Here is a 1,736-nt window from a genome sequence, read left to right as displayed (position 1 = left end):
GAGCCGGGGGAGGGCCATGACTCGGCCCGGGCCCCGGGTCGCCGCCGCGTGCAGGCCCCCGGTGTCCCCGGTCCCGAGTGGGGGCCGCGGTGAGCCTGCCCCTGACCCTCCACCTGGCGCCCTGGCTCGAGGTCGTGCTGCGCGCCGTCGCGGTGCTGGCTGCCTTCCTCGTGCTGCCCCTGCTCGTCGGCCAGACCGAGCACAAGGTCATGGCGCACATGCAGGGCAGGCTCGGCCCGATGTATGCCGGTGGCTTCCACGGGTGGGCGCAGCTCGTCGCAGACGGGGTGAAGTTCGTCCAGAAGGAGGACGTCACGCCGGCCCGGGCCGACCGGAGGGCCTTCCGCCTCGCCCCGTTCGTCGCGCTCATCCCCTACCTCGTGGCGCTCGCCGTCATCCCGCTGTCCCCGCGCGTCGTGGGGGCCGACGTCGACGCGAGCGCCGTGCTCGTGCTCGCCGTGATCGGCGTCGGCATCGTCGGGACGCTGATGGCCGGGTGGGCCTCGGCCAACAAGTACTCGCTGCTCGGCGCCATGCGCGCCGCCGCCCAACTCGTGTCCTACGAGCTGCCCATGGTGCTCGCCGTCGCCTCGGTGGCGCTGGCCGCGGGCACCCTCTCGCTCGTCGGCATCGCCGATGCCTGGCACCCGTGGTGGATGCTCTGGCAGCTGCCCGGCGCCGTCGTCTTCCTCGTCGCGGCCCTCGCCGAGCTCCAGCGACCGCCCTTCGACATGCCGGTGGCCGACTCCGAGATCGTCTTCGGCGCCTTCACCGAGTACACCGGTCTGCGCTTCGCGTTCTTCCTGCTCGCCGAGTACGCCGGCATCGTCGTCATGTCGCTCCTCTTCGCGGTGCTCTACCTCGGCGGCTGGTCCGGGCCCTTCGAGCACTGGGTCGGCTGGCTCTGGACGGTGCTCAAGGGCTTCGTCGTCGCGGTCGTCGTCATCTGGCTGCGCGTCTCGTGGCCCCGCATGCGCGAGGACCAGCTCCAGCGCCTCGCCTGGGTGTGGCTCGTCCCGATGGCGCTCCTGCAGCTCGCGATCACCGCCGTCGGTGTGGTGGTGATGACCTCATGACCCACAACCCCCAACCGTCGAAGGGCCACCTGTGGCCGCCTCTCACCCGTCGAGAGGCCACGTGTGGCCGCCTGCCGTGGCCACTCGACGGTGCGGACCCGGCCACAGGTGGCCTTTCGACGGTGGAGGAGCGAGTGGTGGAGGGGGTGAGCGGACGTGGGTGACGGCATACTCCCCGGGCTCGTCAAGGGGCTCGCGACGACGGCGAGGTCGCTGACGCGGCACACGCACACGGCCGAGTACCCCGACGTCGCGCCCGCGCTCCCGCCACGGTCGCGAGGCGTCATCGCGCTCACCGAGGAGAACTGCACCTCGTGCATGCTCTGCGCGCGTGAGTGCCCCGACTGGTGCATCTACATCGACTCGCACAAGGAGGAGCTGCCGCCGACGACGCCGGGCGGCCGGGCCCGCCAGCGCAACGTCCTCGACCGCTTCGCCATCGACTTCTCGCTCTGCATGTACTGCGGCATCTGCATCGAGGTGTGCCCGTTCGACGCCCTGCACTGGAGCCCCGAGTTCGAGTACGCCGAGCTCGACATCCGCGACCTGCTCCACGAGAAGGACCGGCTCGGGGCGTGGATGGCCACCGTCCCGGCGCCGCCCGCGCTCGACCCCGGCAGCGCCGACCCCGCCGAGGTGACCGCAGCAGCGCGGCCCCCC

2 protein-coding genes are annotated in these 1,736 nt (G+C 72.2%); both read left to right on the top strand.

Annotated elements, in window-relative coordinates; all coding sequences use genetic code 11:
• Window positions 1–89 precede the first annotated feature (89 nt).
• Window positions 90–1,076 (top strand): NADH-quinone oxidoreductase subunit NuoH, encoded by a 987-nt coding sequence (gene nuoH, locus AC1DP0_RS21580; protein ID WP_478088576.1) that lies wholly within the window; start codon window positions 90–92, stop codon window positions 1,074–1,076.
• A 156-nt stretch (window positions 1,077–1,232) separates the two neighbouring features.
• Window positions 1,233–1,736 (top strand): NuoI/complex I 23 kDa subunit family protein (locus tag AC1DP0_RS21575; protein WP_478088574.1); only part of this gene is annotated, 504 nt, incomplete at its 3' end.

Source organism: Terrabacter sp. P5_B1, from assembly GCF_056400505.1.
The sequence above is the reverse complement of the archived record's forward strand: the minus strand, read 5'-3'. Positions and strand labels throughout refer to the sequence as shown.